This window comes from Leisingera sp. McT4-56, assembly GCF_020514995.1.
Taxonomy (GTDB): Bacteria; Pseudomonadota; Alphaproteobacteria; order Rhodobacterales; family Rhodobacteraceae; genus Leisingera; species Leisingera aquaemixtae_A.
In genome coordinates this window covers 1-20960 of sequence record NZ_JAJALF010000004.1, presented here as the reverse complement: position 1 = coordinate 20960, position 20960 = coordinate 1, and the positions used below count along the sequence as shown (strand labels likewise).

Below are 20960 nucleotides of genomic sequence, written 5' to 3'. Positions count from 1 at the left end.
TTTTCCATTCTGGCAAGAGGTTGAACGCCTAAGCTGATCCTACATTCTGACCACGGTCTGCGCCGCACTTTCAGCGGCACCAGCAGGCCAGAAGTCCTCCTCCGCCATCATTGACAGAACCAGGCCGCGCGCCTCTTCTGGCGGCAGCACCCGGTAGGCGCCTGCCTCGGAATACACCCGCCCGCACATCAGGTTCGCCGGAGCCGCTGCATAGCCCAGCATCCCGGCCTCCAGATAAATCACCTGATCCTCGGCAAAGCGCGGCATGACCAGCTCAAGCTGGGCGCCCGGATGCATCCGGCGGATGCCGCGGTAGCCTTCCAGCGTGCAGGCCGGAACGATGGCAAAGGGATCGCCCTGGGCGTCCTCCACCAGCTCGCTTTCCAACAGCACGCCCTGATCCGGCATCAGCCACATCGGCACCCGGTTCATCAGCGCGTCGCGCGGCACGAACAGCGGGCAGCGGGCCGGTTCCAGATCGCCCTCTGCCGGGATTATGACCTCGCGCTGCAGTTCCACCACGGTCTGCATGCCGTGATCGAAGGTCAGCACCTTGTCGCCCGGCGTCAGCGCCTCTACCGGGCGCCAGCCGAGATTGGACGCCACATGGGTTCCGGCCAGAAACCCGCCCTGGCCCACCGTTACCAGCGGGAAGCCGCTGTTCATCACCCGGTCCGCCGGGACATGCGTGCGTTTCAGAAGCCAATCCAGCATCTGCGATCCTTTCCTGCGGCCGCGGCAGCCACACCGCTGGCCATCCCGATCTTTTTCTTTGATCCTTGCCACTTATGGGCCGGAATTAAGGCAAAAACCGGGCATTGTTCACTTTGGCGCGCCAATCAGCCTGCCATAGGCCGGATCAGGTTCCGGCCAGGCGCTGCCAACGCTGCACTGCGCTATCTGGATAGGAGAGAATCGTTAAAAGAGTATTCAAATTGCGCAATGTCCCGCGAGCAGGCTGCTGCGATGGCTTCGGCGGCGGCATCGTCGTAATAGACCCGCCAGTCCCGCTGCCGGCCGCTTTCGTTGACCACGGGCAGCTCAAGCGAAAACCCGAGATGATCAAACAAGGGCTGCGCGTCGTCGCGGAAATGCTCCAGCCGGATATAGAGCTGGCACTGCTCTGCGCCGTCTGCATGGCGCATATAGGAGGATGCCGGGGTGCCGCGGAAGGCTGCGATGATCTCCGGGTGCTGCACGAAGGCGCGGAACTCGAGGCTGTGCGCCAGGCCGATGGCCGGATGATCGAAGCTCTGTTCGCGCAGCCAGTGGTAATAGCTGACCGCCCGGTCCCAGGGGTTGCGCACCAGGGTGAAGGCGAACAGGCCTCTCATTACCTCATCCGGAACCAGCCCTTCGATGTCGGCCAGAGTGGAGTGCTTCCACAGCCGCCCGCGCGTCTCAGTATCCTTCAGGCGGCGCCGGCGCTTCAGTGCTTTCGGCGTGTCGCCCAGCATCATGTCATCCGCCATCGCGCGCGCCTCCAGCGCCAGCGCTAGCGCGGTGCCGCCGGTCTTGGGGATATGAATGAAAACGTACCGGCGGCCTTGGGACAGGATCATGTCCCGACCCTAGGGTATTGATCCGCTGTTGGAAATGCTGATTTACGCGAGGCGGCGGAGCGGGCAGCAGCGCGAACGCACGGCTCCCAGCCCCTTTCACCTTTGCGCAAATACTCCGGGGTGAATTGGCCCCTCGGGGCCAAGAGGGGCAGCGCCCCTCCGCCTTCTACCTGGAGCGCAGCGCGATGGTGGATCCGGCCGCAATGATCAGACCAATGCCCAGCACCTGCCAGATGTTCAGCGCCTGCCCCCAATAGGCCCAGGCAACCCCCGGGCCGACGATCATCACCGAGTATTCGAACACGGCAACATAAGACGCCTCGCCCAGCTGGTAGGCCTTAGTGATCAGGAACACGCCGCCCACCGCCGCGCAGCCCTGCAGCAGGATCAGGTGGGCAATGTCCCACAGCGGCCAGACCCAGCCGCGGGTGACAAAACCGTCCGCGCCCGCGGGCACCGCCTGCGGCCAAATCTCCAGCCCTGCCAGCAGCATGGCGCCGAGCACGCCTTGCACCAGCAGGTAGATGAACAGCATCGCCACCGTGCTTTCGCCCTGGCAATAGAGGCCGGTCGCCAGCGAGCCGAGCGCGTAGAACAGCCCGCCCGCCACTGGCACCAGGATCAGCCAGTTGAAAGCGGCCGGATCCGGCTGCAGCACCATCAGGACGCCTGCAAAGCCGCAAAGAACGGCCGCAATCCGGATCCAGCCGATCCGCATCCTGAGGAACAGGACGGAAATCACCACGATCAGGATCGGCGAAGTAAACAGCCCGGCCAGCGCCTGGGCTATCGGCATCAGCGCCACGGCGGAGAAGTAGAACACCATCGACACCGCCACCAGCACCGCCCGCAAGAGCACCGCGCCGAAGTTGCGGGATCTCAGACCGCCGAGCCCTGCACGCGCCATCAGCAGCAGGAACGGCAGTGCGACAAATGTGCGCAACAAGTAGAACTGGCCCAGCCCGATGGTCTCGGCCATCAGCGGCACGGCGTTGTCGGTGATGCCGATAATCAGCATCGCCGCCAGCATCGACTGCGCTGCTGCGGCCTGGCTGGTGCCCGGTGCGGAGAGTGCGGCTGTTTGTTTCATACCCTTCCCATTGCCCGCAACTTTCCGCAATATCTGTCCTCTAAGCGACACCAAAGTGATTCAGGGGAGGAAACTGATGGGGTGGATGGCGGATGAAACCGGTCTGGAGAAGACCGCCGCAAATTATGTGCCGCTGACGCCGCTTTCGCATCTGCAACGTGCGGCACAGGTGTTTCCGGACCGTCTGGCGGTCAGCTATGGCAAGCACCGCAAGAGTTATGCCGAGTACCATGAGCGCTGCACCCGCCTGGCTTCCGGCCTGGTCAAGCTGGGGGTGAAGCCCGGCGATGTGGTGGCCACCCTGCTGCCGAATATTCCGGCCCAGGCAGAGGCGCATTTCGGCGTGCCCGCTTGCGGCGCGGTGCTGAACACCATCAACACCCGGCTGGATGTGGGCACGGTTGCCTATATTTTTGAGCATGGCGAGGCCAAGGCGGTGCTGGTCGATCCGCAGTTCATTGAGCTGGCTGAAGCCGCCGTCGAGGAGATGGACGGCGCCGCCCCGGTTCTAATCGAAGTGGCCGACGATCAGGCCAGTTGGCACGCCACCGGCCGCCACACGGAATACGAGGCGCTGCTGGCCAGCGGCGACCCGGATTTTCACTGGATCATGCCCGAGGATGAGTGGGAAAGCCTGGCGCTGAACTATACCTCCGGCACCACCGGGCGGCCCAAGGGCGTGGTCTATCACCACCGCGGCGCCTACCTGATGACCATGGGCACGGTGGTGTCCTGGCGGATGGTGCTGCATCCGGTCTATCTGACCATCGTGCCGCTGTTCCACTGCAACGGCTGGAACCACACATGGATGATGCCGCTGGTCGGCGGCACCCTGGTCTGCTGCCGCGATATCACCGCGCAGAACATCTACAACGCCATCCATTACGAGGGCGTCACCCATTTCGGCGGCGCGCCGATCGTGCTGAACATGATCGTCAACGCGCTGGACGAGGAGCGCCGCACCTTTGATCACACGGTGGAGGTCTTCACCGCCGGCGCCCCGCCTGCCCCCGCAACGCTGTCGAAGATCGAGAACCTCGGCTTTAACATCACCCATGTCTACGGGCTGACCGAGACCTTCGGCCATGTCACCGAATGCTACTGGAAGGCAGAGGACTGGGACGGGCTGGACAAGGCCGGGATTGCCGCCAAGAAATCGCGCCAGGGTGTTGCCATGCCGATGCTGGAGCCAGTGGTGGTGCGCGACAGCGAGCACAACGTGCTGCCGAAAGACGGCCAAGCCCAAGGCGAGATCGCACTGCGCGGCAATGTGGTGATGAAAGGGTATCTCAAGAACCCCGAAGCCACCGCCGAAGCCTTCAAGGGAGGCTATTTCAACTCCGGCGACCTCGCCGTCCAGCACCCCGACGGCTACATCCAGATCGCCGACCGGGCCAAGGACATCATTATCTCCGGCGGAGAAAACATCTCCTCTGTCGAGGTGGAGGGCGTGCTGATGGCGCACCCCGATGTGCTGCTGGCCGCCGTTGCGGCCATGCCGGATGAGAAATGGGGCGAAGTGCCCTGCGCCTTTGTCGAGCTGAAACCGGGCGCCAAGGAGGACGCGGCGGCGCTGATCGCCTTCACCCGCGAAACCCTGGCGGGCTTCAAAGCGCCCAAGAAAGTTGTGTTCCAGGAGCTGCCCAAAACCTCCACCGGCAAGATCCAGAAGTTCGAACTGAGGAAAATCGCCAAGAACCTGTGACTTTCCTTGTTAAAACTGTGTTGAGGGGCGGCAAAGCAAATTGCCGCCCCTGTTTTATGTGATTATTCTGGCGCCAACGATAAGCATGGGGGCCGGGCGGGCTGCATGACGGCATTGAAGGAATTCGAGCGGCTGGAAGCCGCCGGGCTGTGGCGCGCTGATCCGCAGGCGCAGCGGCGGGACGTGATCGTGTCGCTGGGCGATGCGACTTTGACCATTGCCAGCATGAACGACCGGCCGCTGGCGCATTGGTCGCTGGCGGCGGTGGAGCGCGCCAACCCCGGTGAGTTCCCTGCCCTGTTCCATCCCGATGGCGATCCCGGCGAAACGCTGGAACTGGGGGAGGACGAGACCGCGATGCTGGAAGCCATTGCCCGGGTGCAGAACGCTATCGGCCGGTCGCGGGCGCGGCCCGGGCGGCTGCGCGCGGTCAGCATTCTGGGCACCCTGGCGCTGGTCCTGGCGCTGCTGGTTCTGTGGCTGCCGGGCGCCGTGACCCGGCATGCGGTCAGCGTGGTGCCGGACATCAAGCGCAAGGCCATCGGCCAGGCGCTGGTGGGGCGGATAGAGCGGGTCTCTGGCCCCGCCTGCGCCACGCCGGAGGCGGCACCGATCCTGAAGGACCTGGCGCAGCGCACCGGGGTCCGGCAGCTGGCAATTCTGCGGGCCGGCATCCCCGGCAGCCTCCATCTTCCCGGCGGCATCGTGCTGCTGAACCGTGCCTTTGTGGAGGATTACGAGGATCCGGCGGTGGCGGCGGGTGCCATCCTGGCCGAACGCGCCCGGGCCGGGGCCAGCGATCCGATGCTGGAGCTGCTGGAAGCCGGCGGGTTTCTGGCGACCTTCCATCTGCTGACCACGGGCGAGCTCGACCGCGCCGCGCTGGACGCCTATGCCGAGGCGACATTGGCCCGGCCCCGGCCCGACGTGCCGGATGAGGCCCTGCTGGCAGAGTTCGCCCGCGCCGCCCTGCCCTCTGCGCCTTACGCCTATGCGCTGGACATCACCGGTGAAACGGTTCTGGGGCTGATCGAAGCCGACCCGATGGCCGGCCGCGAGCTGGAACCGGTGCTGAACGACCGCGACTGGGTGCAGCTGCAGAACATCTGCGGCTGAGCCGACCTCCCCCAAACAGCCCCGCCAGTCGCCTGAAGGCGCCCGATCTGGTAGGATCGTGAAATCTGCGCAATACGCACGTTCAGGAGGGGTATGAACCATGCCGGAGAATGCAGCCAGCTTCACGGGGGATATTCCCAGCCACTATGACACGGGTCTGGGGCCGGTCATCTTTTATGATTACGCGGAAGACCTCAGCGGGCGCTGCCGAAGCCTTGACCCGCAGCATGTCCTTGAACTGGCCGCAGGTACCGGGATTGTCTCGCTGCGTCTGCGCCACAGACTGCCTGAAGCATGCGATCTGACAGTCACCGACCTGAACGAACCGATGCTGAAACTGGCTGAGAAAAAACTCTCCGGCGCTGGCAATACGCGATTTCAAGCTGCTGATGCGATGGAGCTGCCTTTTGCAGACCACAGCTTTGATCTGATTGCCTGCCAGTTCGGGGTGATGTTCTTTCCAGATAAGGCAGCCGCCTTCCGGGAGGCCGCGCGGGTTCTGAAACCGGGCGGACACTATGTTTTCAACGTCTGGGCGCCGATGGCCCGGAACCCGTTTGCGGAAATTGCCGACTCCGCGGCGGCAGAGTTTTTCCCGGAGGATCCGCCCGGCTTCTACAAGGTGCCGTTCCACTACGGCGATCCCGAGGCGGTGAAGGCAGATCTGAACGGTGCGGACTGGTCTGATATCAGCCATGAAACCATCCCCCAGGACAAGACCATCCACAATGCGGAAAAATTTGCAGAGGCGCTGGTCTACGGCAACCCGATGATCGACGAGATCCGCACCCGGGGCGGCGTGGATCCCGATGAGGTCGCCAGCGCCATCCTGGATGCGTTGCACAGCCGCTTTGGGCCGCCGCCGTTGCGGATGCCGCTTGAGGCCGTTGTATTCACCTGCCGCCGGCAGTAGCGGCCCGGCTGCGAGCAGCCGGCTTGCACAGTCCGCAAAAGGCAAAAGGCCGGGCTGCACCCCGGCCTTTCCGCGCCTTCCCTGACGGCAGAGTTACTTGCTGAGCCGGGCACCGCTGAACCCGGCAGCCTGCGCCTTGGCCAGCGCGGCAGCGGCCTGGCTGCTGTCGCGGTAGGGGCCTGCCAGAACCACCTTGAAGGGCTGGCCCTTGCGGCTGACCGTGCCAAGCCGCACTGTCAGGCCGGCGGAGGCCAGCCTGCGGGCTGCGGCCTTTGCCTGGCCTGCATCCGCATAGGTGGCCGCCCGCACATAGCGCTGCGCGGCCGCGGATTTCTGCGGCGCTGCGGCGCCCGCCGCCGAACGGGTGGACAGCCGGAGGCCTGAGGGCTGTGTCTCGGCCGGGCTGCGGCGCGCCTCGCGCGGCAGTTTCACCACCCGGCGGTCCAGCGGCAGATGCACCAGCCTGCGCGGCACGCCATTGGTCCAGATCCGCGCCATCTGCGCGTCCCCTTCCGCAGTGCGCGATCCGCGCAGCGGGTTCATGCGTCCGTCTTCGCGTTCCACCACCTCATATCCTGCAGGGGCCTGCGAAAAGCCAGTCACGACTGCGGGCCGCACCGTCCGCACCGCCCGCTGCGGGTTCAGCCGCCCATCGGTCCAGACCGGGCGGTATCCCTTGGGCACGGTGAAGCTGTTGGCGAGACGGCGGTCCTGGTAGATATGCTTCTGCACCACGCGGGTGTTCGGTGTGAGTTTCACAGAGGATTGCGGCCCGTCATAGCTGACAGGCGCCTCTTCCTGCGGGCCGCAGCGCACGCCGGAGGAATTGGTGTACTGGCGGCTGATATCCGACAAACCCGCGCAGGCAGTGCTGCCTGCCGGCTTCTGTGCAGCTGCGGCCGGGGCCGCGGCGGGGGCCGGTTTCGGCGTTACCTGCACCACTTCCTTGGCCGCAGGCTTGGGGGCTGCGGACACCGCCGCAACGGCGGCGGCCTGCGGCGCGCGAACCGGCTTTGCGGTTGTCACCACCTTGGGCGGCGCGCTGGCTGCGGTTTCCGGTGCAGGCGCGGCGGCCGCAGGCTTGGCTGCCGCGGTTTGCGCGGGCTGCTGGCTGGGTTCGAGCGTGATCAGTTCCGGAGCCGCCGCAACGGGCCGCTGCTTGGTGGTGCCTGCCAGTCTGGTCGGCGCGTAGCCGCAGAGCTGCTTGCGCGAGCGGTTGACCCGCGGCACCCAGGCGACATTTCCGTCAATGCCTGCGCGGATGTAAATGCAGCCACGGCTGTCCACATACTGTTTGCCTTTGTAGGAGAGCGGCGGGTATTCGGCGGGCGGGCTGCTATCACGCAGGGTTTGTGCCTGTATCCCTGCGGCGCCTGCCGCCCCCGCGATGATGGCCAGTGCAATAATTCTAGTTATTTTCATTCCTGAGCCCCACAATATATGGCTGCAGGATGCCCGAAGCTGGCCGATGAGTAAAGATTCTGCGGCAACAATAAGACCGCAGTCCGGCAAATTTTGCGCGAATTGGAGCTAATGCACGCTGCTCGCGCCAGAAGGATGGCCAAGGCGGGTATGCCCCGCCTTGGCGCAGGGCAGATCACTTGGTGCCGAACATCCGGTCGCCCGCATCGCCGAGACCAGGCAGGATGTAGCCCTTCTTGTTCAGCTCCCGGTCCAGCGAAGCCGTGACAATCGGCACATCCGGATGCGCGTCCTTCATCCGCGCCACACCCTCGGGCGAGGCCAGCAGGCAAAGGAAGCGGATGTTGTTGGCGCCTGCATCTTTCAGCAGGTCAATGGCAGCGGCGGAACTGTTGCCAGTGGCCAGCATCGGATCCACGGCAATCACCAGTCGGTCCTTCAACCCTTCGGGCGCCTTGAAGTAATACTGCACAGGCTCCAGGGTTTCCTCGTCACGGTAAAGGCCGACAAAGCCGACGCGGGCGGAGGGGATCAACTCCAGCACACCGTCCAGCATGCCGTTGCCCGCGCGCAGGATCGACACCAGCGCCAGCTTCTTGCCGGCCAGGATCGGTGCTTCCATCTCCTCCATCGGGGTTTCGATGGCCGTTGTGGTCAGCGGCATTTCGCGGGTGATCTCATAGGCCAAAAGCTGGGTGATCTCGCGCAGCAGGCGGCGGAAACCGGCAGTGGACGTGCCCTTGTCGCGCATCAGGGTCAGCTTGTGCTGCACAAGCGGGTGATCAACAACGGTCAGGTGGTCGGTCATGGGGCACTCCTAAAGTTTTGTTTTGCGCGCTTTTACGGGCTTGGCCGCGCCAGGCAAGCGTGTTTTGACCATGAGGTCAAAGAAAGCTCTTGCCGGGGCCTTGGGCCGGAACGTTCAGATGGGCAGCGATGGAGGCCGCCACATCGGCGAATTTGATCTGCCCGATGGTGCCCGCGTCAAGCCCGGCGATCAGCACCGGCACCTGTTCGCGGGTGTGGTCGGAGCCGGGCCAGCTGGGGTCATTGCCATGATCGGCGGTCAGCACCAGCATGTCGCCCTTACGCAGCCTGGGCAGCAGGCGGCCAAGTTCGGCGTCAAACCACTCCAGCGCCCTTGCATAGCCGGAGATGTCGCGGGTGTGGCCGTGCAGGGTGTCGAACTCGACGAAATTGGCAAAGGTCAGGCTGCCGTCCTCCGCCGTCTCCACCGCTTCAAAAAGATGCTCCATCAGCTTGGCATCCGACCCTTTTTTCAGGGTGTCGATACCGGTCATGGAGAAGATGTCGCCGATCTTGCCGATGGCGTGGACCTTGCGGCCAGCGTCCTGCACCCAGTTGGTAAGAACTGGTGCCGGCGGGGTAATTGCGTAATCACGGCGGTTGGTGGTGCGGGTGAAGCCCTCTTCTGCCGAACCCAAGAAGGGACGCGCGATGACCCGGCCCACTTTCATGGCGTGGAGCCGCGGGGCAATGGCCTCGCAAAGCGCCAGCAGGCGGTCGAGGCCGAAGGTCTCCTCATGCGCGGCGATCTGAAAGACGCTGTCGGCGGAGGTATAGCAAATTGGTTGGCCGGTGCGCATATGTTCGGCACCCAGATCATCAAGGATCACCGTGCCGGAGGCGTGGCAGTTGCCAAGGATGCCATCGGTGCCCGCCTGCTCCGCCACAAAGGTGGTCAGATCATTGGGAAAGGACGGCGCCTGATCGGGGAAATAGTGCCAGTCCCAGGGCACCGGCAGGCCTGCTAGCTCCCAATGGCCCGACGGCGTGTCCTTCCCGCGGCTGAGCTCGCGGGCGCAGCCCCAGCGGCCTTGCGGCGCTGCGTCGAGGCCGGGAAACGGCACCGACGACGCCAGCCTCATCGCTGCACCGAGGCCGAGGCGTTCCATGTTCGGAACATGCAACGGGCCGCTGCGGCCCTCCTCCGCCTGCCCGGCAGTGCAGGCCTGGGTAATATGGGCCAGCGTGTTGGCGCCCAAGTCCGGCAGGTCGCCGTTGAAGAAAGTGCCGGCATCCGGCGCGCCGCCGATGCCAACGGAATCCATCACCACAAGGAAGGCACGGGGCATCAGGAGATCCTTTCGTGAACCAGCGGCGGCAGGGTGTCCGGCGCATCGCCGATGGCGATGGCCGCCAGGACCGCAGCCTCTGCCATGTCTGCGGCATCTTCGCTGGCGGCGTGGATGCGGGCAAGGGGTTCCCCTGCCCCGACCTTCCGGCCGAGGCGGGCAATGTCCGAGATGCCAACTCCCGGATGGATCTTGTCGCTTTCCACCATCCGGCCGCCGCCCAGGGCGACCACTGCCAGGCCAAGCGCCTCGCCATTCATGGCGGAGACATGCCCAGCTGCGGGGGCTTTGACTTCGCGCACGACTTCCGCGCCCGGAAGGTCATCCTGCCAGTTCGCGGCAAAGTCCGCGGGGCCGCCCATGGCAGCAATCATCTTGGCAAAGCGTTCTGCCGCGCGGCCATCGGTAAGGGTTGCGCCGATCCTGGCCGCGCCGTCATCCGTATCCGCTGCGAGGCCTGCATGGGCCAACAACTCGCCGCCGAGAATTGCGGTGATCTCCGCCAGCGGCCCGGATGCGCCGGCGGACAACGCCCGCATCACCTCCGCCACCTCCAGCGCGTTGCCAAGCGCCGGTGCCAGCGGCTGGTTCATGTCGGTGATCAGCGCGGAGGTCTTGCAGCCCGCCGCATTGGCGGTATCGCAAAGCGATTGCGCCAGCGCACGGGCGTCATCGGCGGTCTTCATGAAAGCGCCGGAGCCGATCTTGACGTCCAGCACCAGCGCATCCGGCGAGGCCGCGAGTTTCTTGGAGAGGATCGAGGCGGTGATCAGGTCGAGGCTTTCCACCGTCGCGGTCACATCGCGGATTGCGTAAAGGCGTTTATCTGCGGGGGCGATCTGCGCGGTGGCGCCGACAATGGCGCAGCCCATATCCTGCATCATGCGGCGCAGGTGGTCTTCGCTGACGCTGGTGGAGACTCCGGGGATCGCCTCCAGCTTGTCCAGCGTGCCGCCGGTGTGGCCGAGCCCGCGGCCGGAGATCATCGGCACATAAGCCCCGCAGGCCGCCAGCGCAGGCGCCAGCAGCAGCGAGACGCAATCGCCCACACCGCCGGTGGAATGCTTGTCCAGCACCGGGCCGTCCAGGTCCCACGTCAGCACATCGCCGGTGTCGCGCATCGCCAGTGTCAGGGCGCGGCGTCCTTCGACGCTGAGGCCTTGCAGGCAGACCGCCATGGCAAAGGCCCCGGCCTGCGCGTCCGAGACTGCGCCGCTGGCCAGGCCGTCGGCAAACCAGCGCAGCGCTTCCTCGCCGGGCGTTTCACCGCGCCGAAGCGTTGCGTTGATGGCGCGGGCGTCCATCAGCTGCGCTCCATATGATCCGCGTCAAAGGCGCCAGGCAGCAGCGCGCCGATGGTGGTTTCCTGCTCCTCGCCGTCGGTGGTGGCCATGATGACCTTGACGTCTCCGCTGGCGAATTCCTTGATCTTCTGGCGGCAGCCGCCGCAGGGCGTGATCGGGGTCGGGCAGTCGGCGATCACATAGACCTCCGCCAGGTTTTTCTCCCCTGCAGCCACCATCGAGGCGATGGCGCCGGCCTCGGCGCAGGTGCCCTCAGGATAGGCGACGTTTTCGACATTGCAGCCCACATAGATCTGGCCGGAGGCGGAGCGGACAGCGGCGCCGACCTTAAAGTTGGAATACGGCGCGTGGGCGTTTTCGCGGACGGCGGCGGCGGCGGCTTTGAGGCTCATGGCGATTCCCCGGTTTTTGATCATTTGGTCAAGATGCCGCAGGATAGCTGAATTACTCCGCGAAGCGGAAGCCCCCGGATGCAGTTCTTTGCGCCGCTCCGGGTTCAGGCCAGCGTGGTCTTGAACACCCCGGGCAAGGTCACCTCCAGCAATTCAACATTGTCAGACGGCGCACTGAGGCGAGTCTTCATGCCCGGCGGAATGACAAAGGCGTCGCCCTGCTCCAAGCGGTAAGGCTCGCGGCCCTCGCCCTCCAGCATCACCTCGCCGTTCATCACAAAGGTAAAGTGGATGTCGGTGTCATGCGCGGCCCATTGCGGATCGCCCTCGCCCCGGCGCACCACCTGCACGCCAGCGACGCCCTTGGTGTTTTCGGCAATGGTGGTGTCGCGGCAGATATAGCCCGGCAGGCGGAACGGCACCCACTCGGCGCCTTCCGCCCTGTTGTACACAAACCGCTGGCCCTGCCATTCGCGTTCGGGACGGTAGTGCGGCGTCGGCAGTGTCATCTCGTGGTCGATCTCCGTCACATGCTCAGCCGGAACGCCGATTTCGATCACCTGCACGTTGTCGCTGGCTTCCAGCACCCGGTGGCGGATTTCCGGCGGCTGGATGAAGCAATCACCTGCCGTCAGGCGCATCTTCTCGCCCTGATCCTCATAAACCACATCGACCCAGCCGTGGATGCAGAAGATCAGCTGGAAGCCAACCCGGTGGAAATGCACCATGTCCGGCACCGGACCGCCGTCGGGAATGCGTATGTGACTGGCGATGATCGAGCCGCCCAGCCGGTCCGGCACCAGGTCGCGGTAGTGCATGCCTGCGCGGCCGATGATCCAGGGCGCCTGGTCCTTGAGGCGGCGGACCACGAAACTGTGCACGGTCTCCGGCATCACCATCGGCGGGTGGCGCTCTTCGATCTCGATCTTTGTGCCATTGGGTGCGGTCAGACGGCGCCGGCCTTCGGCAAATCCATCAGGATCTTCAGTCAAAATGCGGATTGTGCCGGGGCTTTCCTCGGCGCCTTTTTCGATCCTGAGGCGCAGGCTGTGGCCGGAGAACACCGCGACGCGCGGATCATCCGCCGGATAGATCATATCCATCTTCATACCCAACACCTTGGTATAAAACGGAATATCATTGCGCAGCTCATCCGTCGGCAGGCGGATCTCGGCGATTGTTTCGCTCATTTTTCACTCCCTGATCTGTTGGCAGGACAGTGACCCTGCGGCAGTGTTTATGCAAGAACCCGCCGCCCTGGCTGCCGCCGCGTCCGTTTGCGTCAGTTTGCGCTATGTTTCCGGCAGAAAAAATGGTTTAACGCTAAACAATACCCTTTCCGAGGAGCGCCAGATGTCCGATTCACAGAGCCTGCGCCAAGCCGCACTCAACTATCACGAGTTTCCCCGTCCCGGTAAGCTGGAGATCCGCGCGACCAAGCCGATGGCCAACGGGCGCGATCTGGCCCGGGCCTATTCGCCCGGCGTGGCGGAGGCCTGCGTGGAAATCAAGGCGGATGAGGCCAATGCCGCCCGCTATACCTCGCGCGGGAATCTGGTTGCGGTTGTGTCAAACGGCTCGGCGGTTCTGGGGCTGGGCAACATCGGCGCGCTGGCCTCCAAGCCGGTGATGGAAGGCAAGGCGGTCCTGTTCAAGAATTTCGCGGGCATCGACTGCTTCGACCTGGAAATCAACGAAAGCGATCCCGAGAAGCTGGCCGATATCGTTTGCTCGCTGGAGCCGACGTTCGGCGCGATCAACCTCGAAGACATCAAGGCGCCGGACTGCTTTGTCGTCGAGAAGCTGTGCCGCGAGCGGATGAATATCCCGGTGTTCCACGACGACCAGCACGGCACAGCGATTGTGGTGGGCGCCGCGGCCAAGAACGCGCTGCATGTGGCGGGCAAGTCGTTTGAGGACATCAAGATCGTCTCCACCGGCGGCGGCGCGGCGGGTATTGCCTGCCTGAACATGCTAGTGAAACTGGGCGTCAAGCGCGAAAACATCTGGCTGTGCGACATTCACGGGCTGGTCTACGAGGGCCGCGAAGAGGACATGAACCCGCAGAAGGCGGCATTCGCCCAAGCCTCGGACCTGCGCACGTTGGACGAGGTGATGGACGGCGCCGACATGTTCCTGGGCCTCTCCGGCCCCAACGTGCTGAAGCCGGAAATGGTGGCAAAGATGACCAAGCGGCCGATCATCTTTGCGCTGGCTAACCCGACGCCGGAGATCATGCCCGACCAGGCGCGCAAGGTGGCGCCGGATGCAATCATTGCCACGGGGCGCAGCGATTTCCCCAACCAGGTCAACAACGTGCTGTGCTTCCCCTTCATCTTCCGCGGGGCGCTGGACGTGGGCGCGACCGAGATCAACGACGAGATGCAGATTGCCTGCGTCGACGGCATTGCCGAACTCGCCCGCGCCACCACCTCGGCTGAGGCGGCGGCGGCCTACAAGGGCGAGCAGCTGACCTTTGGCGCCGATTACCTGATCCCGAAGCCGTTTGATCCGCGGTTGGTGGCGGTTGTATCCTCCGCCGTGGCCAAGGCGGCGATGGAAAGCGGCGTGGCAACCCGCCCGATCGAGGACATCACCGCCTATAAGCAGAAGCTGAACCAGACGGTGTTCAAGTCCGCCCTGCTGATGCGCCCGGTGTTCGAGGCCGCCCGCGCCGCCGCCCGCCGCATCGTGTTCAGCGAAGGCGAGGATGAGCGGGTGCTGCGCGCCGCCCAGGCCATCCTGGAAGAAACCACCGAGACCCCGATCCTGATCGGCCGCCCGGAAGTGATCGAACGCCGCTGCGAGCGGCTGGGTCTGGATGTGCGCCCGGGCCGCGATTTCCAGCTGGTGAACCCGGAAAACGACCCGCGCTACTACGACTACTGGAACAGCTATCACAAGCTGATGCAGCGCCGCGGGGTCACACCCGACCTGGCCAAGGCGATCATGCGCACCAACACCACCGCGATCGGCGCCATCATGGTGCACCGCGGCGAGGCCGACAGTTTGATCTGCGGCACCTTCGGCGAATACCGCTGGCATCTGAACTATGTGCAGCAGGTGCTGGGCGGCGGCACCTACTCTCCGCACGGCGCGCTGTCGATGATGATCCTGGAAGACGGGCCGCTGTTCATTGCCGACACCCATGTGCATGTGGAGCCGACACCGGAGCAGATCGCCGAAACCGTGATGGGCGCCGCCCGCCACGTGCGCCGCTTCGGCCTCGCGCCGAAGATCGCCATGTGCTCGCAGTCGCAGTTCGGCAATATCTCCTGCGACACCGGCAGCCGGCTGCGCGCCGCCATCGAAATTCTTGACGATAAGCGCCGCGACTTCGTCTATGAGGGCGAGATGAACATCGACACCGCCTTGGACCCGGAGCTGCGCGAGCGCATCTTTCCCAATTCGCGGCTGGACGGATCGGCCAATGTGCTGATCTTTGCCCATGCCGATGCAGCCTCCGGCGTGCGCAACATCCTCAAGATGCGGGCCGGCGGGCTGGAAGTGGGGCCGATCCTGATGGGCATGGGCAACCGCGCCCATATCGTGTCACCGTCGATCACCGCGCGCGGCCTGCTCAACATGGCCGCCATTGCCGGCACCCCGGTCGCGCACTACGGTTAACTGCGCGGCCCCATTTGCCGGCCGCCCAACCAGGGAGGCCGGACATGAGAGGGCATTGCCACTGCGGCGCAGTGCATTGGGAGAGCCGGGCCGAGGCGGCCTGGAGTTGCTACTGCCACTGCGCCGACTGCCGCCGCAACTGCGCAGCACCTGTCACCGCATTTTTCGGGCTGCCGCATGAGGCGGTGGAATGGTCCGGCGCCTCACCGAAGGTCTACAATTCATCGGAAGGGGTGGAGCGGCTGTTCTGCGGCGCCTGCGGCACGCAGATGGCCTATCGCACGGCCCGCGATACGGTGAACATCCACCTTTACACCGCCACGCTGGAGAGCCCCAGCCAGATGCCGCCCAAGTTCCATGTGTTCCATTCCGACCATGTGAGCTGGCTGGAGCTGAAAGACAGCCTGCCCCGCTATGCCAAATCCTCAAGCGGGTGATTCCCGGCCGCGGATTTCGGCGGGCAGCGCCTAAATTTGCAAGTTTGCAATCTTTTGGCGCTTTTCAGGATTATTCTGCAGCAAAGACCGGTTTGCAAAGCATGCGGGCTGCAAAGCCACGGCAGCTTGTAAATCCTGTAAACAGTTGGCAGAAATCCAGCCGGATGCTGTAAATTCATTGACGAACCTTGCGTGCGGATGCCGCAAAACTTGCCCGGCCGCCGGCTTCTCGCCTACGCAATTGGCAGGAGGAGATGAACACCATGGGATATCAGGATATTTACGCTGCCTGGAAACAGGATCCGGAAGGCTTCTGGATGGAGGCTGCCGGCGCGATCAGCTGGGACGAGGCGCCGAAACAGGCCCTGTCCGACAAGGGCGAGGGCCTTTATGAATGGTTTGCCGATGCCAAGGTGAACACCTGCTACAACGCCGTTGACCGCCATGTCGAACAGGGCCGCGGCGAGCAGACCGCGATCATCTATGACAGCCCGGTCACCCATACCAAACGCGAAATCTCCTATGTCGAATTGCGCAACCGGGTCGCCACCCTGGCCGGAGCGCTGCGCGCCAAGGGTGTGGAAAAAGGCGACCGCGTCATCATCTATATGCCGATGATCCCCGAGGCGTTGGAGGCGATGCTGGCCTGCGCCCGCATCGGCGCAGTGCATTCGGTGGTGTTCGGCGGCTTTGCCTCCAACGAGCTGGCGGTGCGGATCGACGATGCCAAGCCCAAGGCGATCATCGCCGCCTCCTGCGGCATTGAGCCGGGCCGGATCGTGCACTACAAACCGCTCCTGGACGGAGCCATCGACCTGGCCGCGCACAAGCCCGACTTCTGCGTGATCTTCCAGCGCGAGCAGGAAGTGGCGGATCTGGTCCCGGGCCGCGACGTCAACTGGCACGGTTTCCAGTACGGCGTGGAGCCTGCCGAATGTGTGCCGGTCGAGGGCAACCACCCCTCCTACATCCTCTACACCTCCGGCACCACCGGCCAGCCCAAGGGGGTGATCCGCCACACCGCAGGCCAGCTGGTGGCGCTGAACTGGACCATGAAGAACATCTACAACGTGGAGCCGGGCGACGTGTTCTGGGCCGCGTCCGATGTGGGCTGGGTCGTGGGCCACAGCTATATCTGTTACGGGCCGCTCATTCACGGCAACACCACCATCGTGTTCGAGGGCAAGCCGGTCGGCACCCCGGATGCGGGCACCTTCTGGCGGGTGATCTCCGAACATAAGGTCAAGAGCTTCTTCACCGCCCCCACCGCCTTCCGCGCGGTAAAGCGGGAAGACCCCAAGGGCGAGTTCGTCAAGAAGTACGACCTTAGCTGCCTGCAGCAGGTCTACCTGGCGGGCGAACGCGCGGACCCGGACACCATCACTTGGGCGCAGGAGCAGCTGAAGGTGCCGGTGGTCGATCACTGGTGGCAGACAGAGACCGGCTGGTCGATTGCGGCGAACCCGCTGGGGATCGAGGAGCTGCCGACGAAACTGGGCTCCCCTGCCGTGCCGATGCCTGGGTATGACGTGGACATCCTGGACGAAGGCGGCAACCCGGTTGCGGCCGGCGAACTGGGCGCGATTGCGGTGAAACTGCCGCTGCCGCCGGGCACCCTGCCGACGCTGTGGAATGCCGAGGACCGCTTCAAGAAGAGCTATCTCAACACCTTCCCCGGCTACTATGAAACCGGCGACGCCGGCATGAAGGACGAGGACGGCTATCTCTACATCATGGCGCGCACCGATGACGTGATCAACGTGGCAGGCCACCGGCTGTCGACCGGCGGCATGGAAGAAGTGCTGGCAGGCCACTCGGATGTCGCCGAATGCGCGGTGATCGGGGTGGCGGACAGCCTCAAGGGCCAGATGCCGGTGGGCTTCCTCTGCCTCAATTCAGGCGCCGACCGCGACCATGGCGAGGTGGTGGCCGAGGTCGTCAAACTGGTGCGCGAGAAGATCGGCCCGGTCGCGGCCTTCAAGCTGGCGGTTGTCGTCGACCGGCTGCCCAAGACCCGCTCCGGCAAGATCCTGCGCGGCACCATGGTGAACATTGCCGACGGCACGCCGTGGAAGATGCCCGCCACCATCGACGATCCGGCAATCCTGGACGAGATCACCGCGGCGCTGCAGACCATCGGCTACGCCAAGTAACACACGCGGTTCCCTGCACCGGAAACGGCCAAAATCCTGCGAGCATCTTTCAAGGCTCCGCCATCAGGCGGAGCCTTTTTGCCACCCCGGAAAGCGGGCCGGACGCCCCGCGGGATTCCGGCTGCCTGCCGTCCGGTTTTGCTTGCAACTCCGCCCTGCCTGCCTAGGCTGCAGCCAGGGAGGCTTGCGCATGACACAACCGGACATCTGGCAGCTGAGCGCCGCAGAGCTCACGTCGCTGACCCGCACCGGAGGGCTGAGCGCGGAAACCGCAGTCCAGGCCTCCATTGACCGGATGAACGCAGTCAACCCGGCTCTGAATGCAGTGGTCGAGGACCTGAGCGCCGAGGCGCTGGAACGCGCTCGCGCGCTGGACAAGGCGCGCGCGGATGGCGCCAAACCCGGCCCGCTGCACGGCGTGCCGGTCACCATCAAGATCAATGTGGATCAGGCGGGCCACGCCACCTCCAACGGCGTCACTGCGCTGAAGGACCTGATTGCCCCGGCAGACGCGCCAGTGGTGGAAAACCTGCACAAAGCCGGCGCGGTGGTGATCGGGCGCACCAACACGCCGGAGTTTTCTTTCCGGGCAGATACCGACAACCCGCTGCACGGCCGCACCCACAACCCCTGGGGGCAGCACATCTCTCCGGGCGGTTCGTCCGGCGGCGCGGGGGCGGCAGTGATGGCCGGGATCGGCGCGCTGGCCCATGGCAATGACATCGGCGGCTCCCTGCGCTTTCCCGCCGCCGCCAACGGCGCGGTCACGGTGAAGCCAGGCCTCGGCCGGGTGCCCGCCTGGAACCCCAGCCAGACGGCGGAACGCGGGCTGCTGGCGCAGCTGATGTCGGTGCAGGGGCTGATCGCCCGCAGTGCGGAAGACCTGCATCTGTCGATGCCATCGCTGATTGCCCCGGATCCGCGCGACCCGTTCCATGTTCCCATGGCCTGGCGCGGCGCGGCGCTGGCCGGCCCTGTCAAGGTCGCCTTCACCAAGAACACCCACGGTTACGATCTGCACCCCGAGGTGGAGGCAGCGCTGGATTTCGCACGCGACGCGCTGCGCGATGCAGGCTATCTGGTCGAGGAGGCGGAGCCTCCCGATGTGTTCGACGCCGGGCGCACCGGCTACCGCGCCCTGATGGGCGAGATCTATGCGCTGATGAAAAACGACGTGGACGCGGCTGGCTCGCAGACCGTGCGCGACATCTTCGCCGTCTACTTCCAGGAGTTCCCGCCCTTTGCCGGCGAAGAGCTTATGCAGATGATGGCCAAGCGCACCCATTACGCGCGGGCCTGGTCGCTGTTCATGGAGGATTACCCGCTGGTGCTGTCGCCCTTCCTTCCGCAGCCCTTTTTCAAGCCGGACCGCGACACCGAGGGTGCGGCAGGCGTGCATGAGGTGCTGGGCTGTGCGGTTTATTCCTATGCGATGAATTTCCTGGGCCTGCCCGCGGCCTCGGTACCTGCCCGGCTGGCCGCGCTGCCCAAGGGAGCGCAACCCATCAATGTACAGATCGCTGCCCGCCGCTGGCGCGAGGATCTGGCGGTGGATGCCTGCGTCGCAATTGAGGCTCGCGCCGGGCGAATGTGCGTGCCGCTGTGGCAGAAGATGGCCGCAAGCGGCGCCCGATAACACAGCCGCGCGGGGAAGCCCTCTGCAAATGCGGCTTCCGGCGCCCGCCGGTGGTTACGAGGAAAGGTGGTTGCGTGGAAAGCTGTTGCAGGCGTTCAACTGGCGGCACTGCAGCCAGAGGGTCCGGGCCGCCAGTCCTCCGCCGGTGGGCATTGCCGTCCAGCCAGGCGCCCCGGGAACGGGTTGGACCGCCCCCGGGGAACTATAGTACCCAAGCCACTCACTACCTCCGGCGCTTGCCTGGCCGCACCCGGACATTCCCGGCGCACAGGCGCAGGGGAACCGGGCACTTCCGGCGGGAACAACAAAACTGGAACGCACAAAAACCGCCGGTACGGCACACGGGCCTAACAGCCCGCGGGCAAATGCCGATCACATCTGCCTGTGGGTAAATCTTTGCACTAAATTGTTACCGCGAAGTTCACAAAGCCGTGAACACAACGTTAAACACTCAGGTAAACTGCTCGGAAATAAGCCTTTCCTCCAGCCCATGGCCGGGGTCGAACAGGATTTTGTGGCGTATTTGCGTATCGGTGCGGATCTCGACCCAATCAATGTCGGCAACAGAAATCGAATCCGCATCCGCCATCACCGGGCGTTTGTCCGCCTCCAGCACGTCAAACCGCACCATCGCATTGCTGGGCAGAAGCGCGCCGCGCCAGCGCCGCGGGCGGAAAGCGGCAATGGCGGTCAGCGCCAGAACATCGGCCCCGATCGGCAGGATCGGGCCATGGGCGGAATAATTGTAGGCGGTGGAGCCTGCCGGGGTGGAAACCAGCGCGCCGTCGCAGACCAGTTCCTCCATCCGTATGCGCCCGTCCACCGAAATCCGGAGCCGCGCCGCCTGCGGGCCTGCCCGCAGCAGCGAGACCTCGTTGATGGCCAGCGCCTTGTGCACCTCGCCGCGGCGGTCCATCGCTGTCATCGACAGCGGATTGATGATCTCCTGCACCGCTTCTTCAAGCCGCTCGATCAGCCCCTCCGCACGGTATTCGTTCATCAAGAAGCCGACCGTGCCGCGGTTCATGCCATAAACCGGTGCCGGATGATCCACCATCGTGTGCAGCGTGCGCAGCATGAAACCGTCGCCGCCAAGCGCCACGATCACATCGGCCTGTTCGGGCGGAACATGGCCGTAGCGGCCGCTCAATTCATTCAGCGCATCCTGAGCGACGCCGGCCTCGCTGGCCAGAAAGGCGATTCTCAAACTCATGAAATCTGTTTCCGGTATTAGGCATCTGGTTCCGAAACAATCACAGCTTTCCGCCGAAGGCCATAGTTGCCGTTCTGTCGCAGGGAAATGTCGCTTTACAGGCTTCCTGCGCAAGGATGTTTCCTATAGGAAATCCCTCAATTCTGACCCCTACTCCAATGGAGCCGCCATGACTGAAGCCACCCGCGACCCCGGCTTTTTCACCCAAACCCTCGCCGAGCGCGATCCTGAGCTTTATGCCTCGATCACCGCGGAACTGGGCCGCCAGCGCGACGAGATCGAGCTGATCGCCTC

Annotated in this window: 17 protein-coding genes; 7 read left to right on the top strand and 10 right to left on the bottom strand. The window is 64.6% G+C overall.

The annotated features are described in order from the left end of the window. Positions 1-39: 39 nt before the first annotated feature. From LHL23_RS07095 to LHL23_RS07085, 3 genes are all read right to left on the bottom strand, one after another. The gene (locus LHL23_RS07095) at positions 40-714 is read right to left on the bottom strand and encodes a Hint domain-containing protein (RefSeq protein WP_226429321.1); all 675 of its coding nucleotides are present in this window, start codon (positions 712-714) and stop codon (positions 40-42) included. A gap of 182 nt (positions 715-896) precedes the next feature. Beyond that, on the bottom strand, positions 897-1562 hold the full coding sequence (locus tag LHL23_RS07090; RefSeq protein ID WP_226429320.1) for a sulfotransferase family 2 domain-containing protein: 666 nt from the start codon (positions 1560-1562) through the stop codon (positions 897-899). Positions 1563-1728: 166 nt separating this feature from the next. Further along, the gene (locus tag LHL23_RS07085) at positions 1729-2652 is read right to left on the bottom strand and encodes a DMT family transporter (protein ID WP_226429319.1); all 924 of its coding nucleotides are present in this window, start codon (positions 2650-2652) and stop codon (positions 1729-1731) included. A gap of 76 nt (positions 2653-2728) precedes the next feature. On the opposite strand from LHL23_RS07085, the gene LHL23_RS07080 reads away from it, so the two are divergent. From LHL23_RS07080 to LHL23_RS07070, 3 genes are all read left to right on the top strand, one after another. After that, positions 2729-4357, top strand: coding sequence for an AMP-binding protein (locus LHL23_RS07080; protein WP_226429318.1), 1629 nt, complete (start codon positions 2729-2731; stop codon positions 4355-4357). A gap of 105 nt (positions 4358-4462) precedes the next feature. After that, entirely contained in the window at positions 4463-5473 is a 1011-nt protein-coding gene (locus tag LHL23_RS07075; RefSeq protein WP_222476235.1) for a hypothetical protein, read from the top strand. Positions 5474-5573: 100 nt separating this feature from the next. Then, positions 5574-6386 (top strand): class I SAM-dependent methyltransferase, encoded by an 813-nt coding sequence (locus tag LHL23_RS07070; RefSeq protein WP_226429317.1) that lies wholly within the window; start codon positions 5574-5576, stop codon positions 6384-6386. Positions 6387-6479: 93 nt separating this feature from the next. On the opposite strand, the gene LHL23_RS07065 is transcribed toward LHL23_RS07070, so the two are convergent. The 6 genes from LHL23_RS07065 to LHL23_RS07040 all read right to left on the bottom strand — a co-directional run bounded on the left by LHL23_RS07065 (position 6480) and on the right by LHL23_RS07040 (position 12790). Next, entirely contained in the window at positions 6480-7808 is a 1329-nt protein-coding gene (locus tag LHL23_RS07065) for an SPOR domain-containing protein (RefSeq protein ID WP_226429316.1), read from the bottom strand. Positions 7809-7983: 175 nt separating this feature from the next. After that, positions 7984-8616, bottom strand: a complete 633-nt coding sequence (gene upp, locus LHL23_RS07060; protein ID WP_222476238.1) for a uracil phosphoribosyltransferase — start codon at positions 8614-8616, stop codon at positions 7984-7986. A gap of 76 nt (positions 8617-8692) precedes the next feature. Continuing rightward, entirely contained in the window at positions 8693-9904 is a 1212-nt protein-coding gene (locus tag LHL23_RS07055; RefSeq protein WP_226429315.1) for a phosphopentomutase, read from the bottom strand. After that, positions 9904-11208 carry a thymidine phosphorylase gene (locus tag LHL23_RS07050; protein WP_226429314.1) on the bottom strand — a complete coding sequence of 435 codons (1305 nt, stop codon included), beginning with the start codon at positions 11206-11208 and terminating at the stop codon, positions 9904-9906. The genes LHL23_RS07055 and LHL23_RS07050 overlap by 1 nt, the downstream gene beginning before the upstream one ends. After that, complete coding sequence (locus tag LHL23_RS07045) at positions 11208-11684, bottom strand: cytidine deaminase (protein WP_226429466.1); 477 nt, start codon at positions 11682-11684, stop codon at positions 11208-11210. Before LHL23_RS07045 ends, LHL23_RS07050 begins: the two co-directional genes overlap by 1 nt. Before the next feature lie 20 nt (positions 11685-11704). Further along, positions 11705-12790, bottom strand: coding sequence for a cupin domain-containing protein (locus LHL23_RS07040; RefSeq protein ID WP_226429313.1), 1086 nt, complete (start codon positions 12788-12790; stop codon positions 11705-11707). A 163-nt stretch (positions 12791-12953) separates the two neighbouring features. Here LHL23_RS07040 and LHL23_RS07035 point away from each other — a divergent pair, with 163 nt between their 5' ends. The 4 genes from LHL23_RS07035 to LHL23_RS07020 all read left to right on the top strand — a co-directional run bounded on the left by LHL23_RS07035 (position 12954) and on the right by LHL23_RS07020 (position 19453). After that, entirely contained in the window at positions 12954-15227 is a 2274-nt protein-coding gene (locus LHL23_RS07035; protein WP_226429312.1) for an NADP-dependent malic enzyme, read from the top strand. Between the two features lie 44 nt (positions 15228-15271). Next, on the top strand, positions 15272-15664 hold the full coding sequence (locus tag LHL23_RS07030) for a GFA family protein (RefSeq protein ID WP_226429311.1): 393 nt from the start codon (positions 15272-15274) through the stop codon (positions 15662-15664). A 263-nt stretch (positions 15665-15927) separates the two neighbouring features. Further along, positions 15928-17817 (top strand): propionate-CoA ligase PrpE, encoded by a 1890-nt coding sequence (gene prpE / locus LHL23_RS07025; protein WP_226429310.1) that lies wholly within the window; start codon positions 15928-15930, stop codon positions 17815-17817. A 190-nt stretch (positions 17818-18007) separates the two neighbouring features. Beyond that, entirely contained in the window at positions 18008-19453 is a 1446-nt protein-coding gene (locus LHL23_RS07020) for an amidase family protein (protein WP_226429309.1), read from the top strand. Positions 19454-19904: 451 nt separating this feature from the next. Here the strand turns inward: LHL23_RS07020 and LHL23_RS07015 are convergent, their stop codons facing one another. Next, positions 19905-20666 carry an NAD kinase gene (locus LHL23_RS07015; protein WP_226429308.1) on the bottom strand — a complete coding sequence of 254 codons (762 nt, stop codon included), beginning with the start codon at positions 20664-20666 and terminating at the stop codon, positions 19905-19907. Positions 20667-20960: the final 294 nt, after the last annotated feature.

What these genes read in the sequence shown, in the direction of transcription:
- LHL23_RS07095 (WP_226429321.1), bottom strand. Translation starts at nt 714, where the DNA reads ATGCTGGATTGGCTTCTGAAACGCACGCATGTCCCGGCGGACCGGGTG.
- LHL23_RS07090 (WP_226429320.1), bottom strand. Translation starts at nt 1,562, where the DNA reads ATGATCCTGTCCCAAGGCCGCCGGTACGTTTTCATTCATATCCCCAAG.
- LHL23_RS07085 (WP_226429319.1), bottom strand. Translation starts at nt 2,652, where the DNA reads ATGAAACAAACAGCCGCACTCTCCGCACCGGGCACCAGCCAGGCCGCA.
- LHL23_RS07080 (WP_226429318.1), top strand. Translation starts at nt 2,729, where the DNA reads ATGGGGTGGATGGCGGATGAAACCGGTCTGGAGAAGACCGCCGCAAAT.
- LHL23_RS07075 (WP_222476235.1), top strand. Translation starts at nt 4,463, where the DNA reads ATGACGGCATTGAAGGAATTCGAGCGGCTGGAAGCCGCCGGGCTGTGG.
- LHL23_RS07070 (WP_226429317.1), top strand. Translation starts at nt 5,574, where the DNA reads ATGCCGGAGAATGCAGCCAGCTTCACGGGGGATATTCCCAGCCACTAT.
- LHL23_RS07065 (WP_226429316.1), bottom strand. Translation starts at nt 7,808, where the DNA reads ATGAAAATAACTAGAATTATTGCACTGGCCATCATCGCGGGGGCGGCA.
- upp (WP_222476238.1), bottom strand. Translation starts at nt 8,616, where the DNA reads ATGACCGACCACCTGACCGTTGTTGATCACCCGCTTGTGCAGCACAAG.
- LHL23_RS07055 (WP_226429315.1), bottom strand. Translation starts at nt 9,904, where the DNA reads ATGCCCCGTGCCTTCCTTGTGGTGATGGATTCCGTTGGCATCGGCGGC.
- LHL23_RS07050 (WP_226429314.1), bottom strand. Translation starts at nt 11,208, where the DNA reads ATGGACGCCCGCGCCATCAACGCAACGCTTCGGCGCGGTGAAACGCCC.
- LHL23_RS07040 (WP_226429313.1), bottom strand. Translation starts at nt 12,790, where the DNA reads ATGAGCGAAACAATCGCCGAGATCCGCCTGCCGACGGATGAGCTGCGC.
- LHL23_RS07035 (WP_226429312.1), top strand. Translation starts at nt 12,954, where the DNA reads ATGTCCGATTCACAGAGCCTGCGCCAAGCCGCACTCAACTATCACGAG.
- LHL23_RS07030 (WP_226429311.1), top strand. Translation starts at nt 15,272, where the DNA reads ATGAGAGGGCATTGCCACTGCGGCGCAGTGCATTGGGAGAGCCGGGCC.
- prpE (WP_226429310.1), top strand. Translation starts at nt 15,928, where the DNA reads ATGGGATATCAGGATATTTACGCTGCCTGGAAACAGGATCCGGAAGGC.
- LHL23_RS07020 (WP_226429309.1), top strand. Translation starts at nt 18,008, where the DNA reads ATGACACAACCGGACATCTGGCAGCTGAGCGCCGCAGAGCTCACGTCG.
- LHL23_RS07015 (WP_226429308.1), bottom strand. Translation starts at nt 20,666, where the DNA reads ATGAGTTTGAGAATCGCCTTTCTGGCCAGCGAGGCCGGCGTCGCTCAG.